Source organism: Bradyrhizobium sp. 17 (genome assembly GCF_023073515.1).
GTDB classification, from domain to species: domain Bacteria; phylum Pseudomonadota; class Alphaproteobacteria; order Rhizobiales; family Xanthobacteraceae; genus Bradyrhizobium; species Bradyrhizobium canariense_D.
The window spans coordinates 516-5,142 of record NZ_JADPJQ010000062.1 but is presented as its reverse complement, the minus strand read 5'-3'; the positions used below and the strand labels follow the sequence as shown (position 1 = coordinate 5,142).

Sequence of the window (4,627 nt, the reverse complement as noted above, 5' to 3'; positions counted from 1 at the left end):
AGCCCGTCGAAGCGAAATCGAAGGTCCGGACTGTCGTTCACCAACTTAAACTGAATCGGCGCGACCTGTGTCCAAGCCCCTAGTGCGAATTCGATGGCACCGACAATGGCTCGGCCGGACACCGATGCGGGCGGAACATTGACATCAATATGCCGAGGATGGACGGGCTTTCGCTTCTGGCCAAGCTGCAGGAGGCCGAGGACAAGAAGTCGACCATCATCGTCTCCGCTTACGGCGACATGAGCAACATCCGTACAGCGATGAACCGCGGCGCGTTCGACTTCCTGACCAAGCCAATCGACTTCGGCGACCTCAAATGAGGATCAACAAGACCATTCGTCATGTCGAGACGATGCGCGAGGCCCGACGTCGCCAACTGGAGGCCGAGCGCGCGCACGCCTTGTTGTCGCGGTATTTTTCGCCACAGATCGCGAGCCGTCTCGCGGCGACCGGCAACAGCGACGGCATGGAAGTGCACTGGGGCGAGATTGCGACCATCTTCACCGACATCACCGACATCACCGACTTCACCTCACTGGTAGAAACCGTGGCCCCGGAAGTGCTGGGCGCGCTGCTTAATGAATATCTGGGCGGTATGACCGATGTCGTGTTCGCCCATGAGGGCACGGTTGCCAAGGCCATAGGCGACGCGATCCAGGTGCTCTTTAATGCGCCAGGCGAACAGCCGGACTATGCCCGGCAAGCCATTGGCTGCGCTCATGACCTCGACATCTGGGCCCAGATGTTCCGAGAACGCTGGAAAGAAAAGGGGGTTGATTTTGGTGCCACGCGTATCGGTGTCCATGCGGGGTCTGCGCTGGTCGGCAACTTTGGTGGCAGTCGGTCCTTCGACTACACCGCCTATGGCGATACCATCAACACCGCAGCAAGGCTCGAGGCCGCCAAGAAGTATCTCGGCACCCGCATTTGCGTCAGCGCAGCGGCAGCCGGAGCCGCCGGCAATTTTCAGGGGCGGCCAGTCGGTGAGATTATGTTGCGCGGGCGCAGCGGGCCGCTTCGTGCTTTTGAGCCGCTTCAGGACGCGGCTTTGAGGGCGCCTTCCACCGCCCAATATGTCCAGGCTTTCGCAAGGGTTGAGGCCGGCGATGCAACGGCGATGCCGGCCTTTGCTGCACTGGTCGGCCTGCATGCCGAGGACGCGCTGGCCGGATTTCATCTCAAGCGGTAACTCAACGGTGCTAAGGGCGCCCGCATTCAATTAGAGTAGAAGACCCGGCACCGCGCGCAAAGATTGTCGACGGCATCAACAAACAATTATTTGGCGGGCTTGGTAAGATCTCGATCGCAGCCGCGCCCAGCTTCCTGTTTCCCGCTGTCGCGCGTTAACCGCTTGTGGCCCGTTCGAGACATGCCGGCCCGATCTGACCACGTCCGCTTATTCGGCTAGACCGGAAGTCATCGCCTCACGGGCAAACCGACGCGATTGGACCCGAAGCGGACATTCAACCTGTCCCGAACTGGTGTGAATTATTGAAGCATGACTATTAAGAGCCTCTAGCCCCTTGACAGGACGATATCGAAATTCAGCACGCGATGATCGCATCCATCTGCCGATGATACCGGCTTTGCGATCAACAAATCCGGACGGATCGCTGCGTTGAGCAGCCGATCGGAGGCATTGAGCGGTTCGTCAGGAAAATACATCTGCGTGATCAGCCGTTCGAACCGACCGTGTACCTCGAAGTGAATATGGGGCGGCCGCATCCAGTCGGGCCCTGCCGGATAGGCGCCAGGCTTTATCGTCTTAATCCGATAGAAGCCCTCGTCATCTGATTGAACACCGACGCAACCGACGAAGTTGGGGTCCAGCGGCGCAGGATTGGGATCATTGCCGTGGTCGTAGCGACCGAAAGTATTGGCCTGCCAGATCGTCACGGGTAGGCTGCGAACCGATTCGCCAGCGAGATTTAATATCCGTCCCGTGACTTCGATGATTTCTCCCTTCGCGAACCCATCGACCCCATTCACGGAGGTCAGGTCGGCTTGCGGGACCGGCGTATGTCCCATCGGAAAGTACGGACCCAGAATCTGGTCCGGTGTCCGGTGCCTGTTCTCCCTCGCATGCATTCCGTCTGTGTCTGTTGTGCCCACCATGACGCGCCTCAATCTTCTGGCGTAAAGCCGGAGGCGTGCACGATCGGCCCCCAGCGATCGAAGTCGGATTTGACCAGTTGCTCGAATTCCTGTGGCGTCTCGCCGGCGGGGTCTATCGCAAGCTTAGCCAGCCCGGTTTTGAAGCTGTCGGTATTCACCGCCGTGCGGATTGCCACATTGAGGCGGCTTACCGTTACGGCAGGCGTATTTGCCGGAACGAAGACGCCAAACCATTCGGTGGCTTCGAGCGCCGGATATCCGGCATCCCGAACGGTCGGTACATCGATTAGCCGTGGGGATCGTTGCGCCCCGGTCGTCGCCAGCGCCCGGATGGCGCCGGACTGCACATGCGGAAGTGCCGTGCCGATCGGGTAGATCGTTGCGGCAATGCGACCGCCGATCAGGTCTTGGATGCCGCCGGGGCCGCCATAGGGCAGATGCACGAATTCAAACCCGCCGGTCCTGGCCAGGGTCACGCCGGTGAAATGCAGCATCGATCCCGCCGCCGCTGTGCCATAGCTCGCCTGCTTGGGATTGGCTGCGGACCATTTCACGAAATCGGCCAGTGTCCTGACTTCGGCAGGCACCATCGGCCCCACTGTGATCAGGAACGGAAAAGAACAGACGGTCGTGACTGGGACGAAATCTCCGAACGCATCATAACCCAGCGTCTTGTAGACATGCGGGTACACGGCGAAGTTGGAGGCTGGCGCCAAGATCATGGTTGTGCCGTCAGTCGGGCCACTTTTCAGCACCCCGAGCGCGAGACGGCCGCCGGCGCCGGGACGATTGTCGACGATAAACGAAGGGGCATAATTCTTCATTCCCTCGACCAGCATCCGGGCGATCACGTCGATTGCGCCCCCGGCGCCGAAGCCCACCAGCATGCGCGAAGCGGTCTCGGCAGCAGCGGTGCGTATCACATCTGGAAAAATGGCAGCGAGGCCACCGGTGCACGCCAACGATGTAAGCCTTCGTTTCGTGATCATGGGATCGTCCTGATGTTGGGCTCGGTCCGGCGATAACCGGACGCAGTCACTCTGGCCGGCCGTAGCATTATCTGGTAGACCGAAAATTGCGGCATCCGTGTAACCGCCAGGTTAAGGCTCGCAATGGATTGGTCGGATCGAATTGGTCGTCGCATCAAGTTGCGCGACCTTCATATTCTGATGGCCGTTGCCGATACCGGCAGCATGGCTAAGGCAGCCGCCAGGCTGAGGATTTCACATCCCGCCGTCTCAAAGGCGATATCCGAAATGGAAGGCACGCTCGGGGTGCGGTTGTTCGATCGCAACTCGCAGGGCGCTGAACTCACCCCCCATGGCGAGGTACTGCTTCGTTGCGGCATCAATGTCTTCGACGAGATGCAGCAAGGTCTTCGCTCGCTCGAATATCTATCCGATCCGAACTCCGGGGAGGTGAGGCTTGGATGCACCGACATCATTCTTCACACTCTGGTGCCACCTATCGTGCGAAACTTTTCAGCAAAATATCCCGGCGTGCAGCTGGACGTAAAATTGACCAATCCTGGCGCACATCAGGTCCAGGAACTTCGTGAGCGCAAGATTGATCTGCTGATTACGAGGGCCACAGGCCAGCAGGAGGATTTCCATTCCGAAATCCTGTTCGATGAGCCATTTGTGTTCGTTGTTGGAGTGCACCGCGAATTGGCGCGAAAGCGCCTAATTGCTCTCGCGGACATCATCAAGCGCAATTGGGTCTTGCCGCCCTATGACAGTGCGCCGGGCGCATTAGTTGCCGAGGTATTTCGAGCGAATGGCTTTTCACCACCGAGACCGCTGGTCAAAACCATAGCAATCCAGCTCACGGTCTCGCTCATTGCGAGCGGCGAATTTGTCGGAATTCTTCCGATGTCGGTCGCGGCACTAAGCGCGCATCAGGGATCTTTGAGGGTTTTGCCGCTAAAATCCCCAGGCCCCCGAATTTCGGCTGAGATTGTGTTCCTGAAAAATCGAACACTCAGTCCCGCGGTTGTAGCGTTCATCGACTGTACGCGGGAAGTCGCGAAGTCGCTTGTCCGCGTGCCTTAATCAACGCATGGCCGCTGTTGGCCCAAAGCGCGAGTTTGCGCACTGCCGCTAGACGTCCGGAGTCGGGGGTAGACCGGAAATCCCGAACTCAAGGGCAAACGACGCGACTGAACCCGAGCGGAAGTCGCGGACCAAGACGGTCCGAACCTCTGGCACGACACCAGCCTACGAATCCGGCGGTGGCGCAAATGCGAAGTGCGGCGGCGTCTCCCTGGGGCGATCTTCGCATAGACCAGAGGATAGCGTTCGTGAGGATTCGCTGGTAGCGGGCGTCCTGCCAAACTGACGGCTCGTGGCCTAGCGCCGAATAGAATACTCGTCCCTCGCCATAGAACCGGGTCCAGGTGAGAGGCCAGCCATAGAATCGTTGATGTACGCCGGTCTTGCCAAGGTCCACCGTAAGCGGGGCTGCGAGGCCCACCAGATTGTTTGTGCGTAGACCTGTGAGCGCCGTTAGAAGA

At 59.2% G+C, this 4,627-nt stretch carries 4 protein-coding genes and 1 pseudogene; 2 read left to right on the top strand and 3 right to left on the bottom strand.

Annotated elements, in window-relative coordinates; translation table 11 throughout:
* Positions 1 to 140: 140 nt before the first annotated feature.
* Positions 141 to 1,189, top strand: a pseudogene (locus IVB13_RS09635) (adenylate/guanylate cyclase domain-containing protein); the annotation flags it as partial.
* A 326-nt stretch (positions 1,190 to 1,515) separates the two neighbouring features.
* Here IVB13_RS09635 and IVB13_RS09630 read toward each other — a convergent pair.
* Both IVB13_RS09630 and IVB13_RS09625 read right to left on the bottom strand, forming a co-directional pair.
* On the bottom strand, positions 1,516 to 2,115 hold the full coding sequence (locus IVB13_RS09630) for a protocatechuate 3,4-dioxygenase (RefSeq protein WP_247488632.1): 600 nt from the start codon (positions 2,113 to 2,115) through the stop codon (positions 1,516 to 1,518).
* Between the two features lie 8 nt (positions 2,116 to 2,123).
* A complete protein-coding gene (locus IVB13_RS09625; protein WP_247488630.1) occupies positions 2,124 to 3,104 on the bottom strand; it encodes a tripartite tricarboxylate transporter substrate-binding protein in 981 nt (326 codons plus the stop codon).
* A gap of 123 nt (positions 3,105 to 3,227) precedes the next feature.
* Here IVB13_RS09625 and IVB13_RS09620 point away from each other — a divergent pair, with 123 nt between their 5' ends.
* Positions 3,228 to 4,166 (top strand): LysR family transcriptional regulator, encoded by a 939-nt coding sequence (locus IVB13_RS09620; RefSeq protein ID WP_247488629.1) that lies wholly within the window; start codon positions 3,228 to 3,230, stop codon positions 4,164 to 4,166.
* Positions 4,167 to 4,254: 88 nt separating this feature from the next.
* On the opposite strand, the gene IVB13_RS09615 is transcribed toward IVB13_RS09620, so the two are convergent.
* Positions 4,255 to 4,563, bottom strand: a complete 309-nt coding sequence (locus tag IVB13_RS09615) for a ThuA domain-containing protein (protein ID WP_247488640.1) — start codon at positions 4,561 to 4,563, stop codon at positions 4,255 to 4,257.
* Positions 4,564 to 4,627: the final 64 nt, after the last annotated feature.

Coding starts and splice junctions, on each gene's coding strand:
- IVB13_RS09630 (WP_247488632.1), bottom strand. CDS start 2,115: ATGGTGGGCACAACAGACACAGACGGAATGCATGCGAGGGAGAACAGG.
- IVB13_RS09620 (WP_247488629.1), top strand. CDS start 3,228: ATGGATTGGTCGGATCGAATTGGTCGTCGCATCAAGTTGCGCGACCTT.
- IVB13_RS09625 (WP_247488630.1), bottom strand. CDS start 3,104: ATGATCACGAAACGAAGGCTTACATCGTTGGCGTGCACCGGTGGCCTC.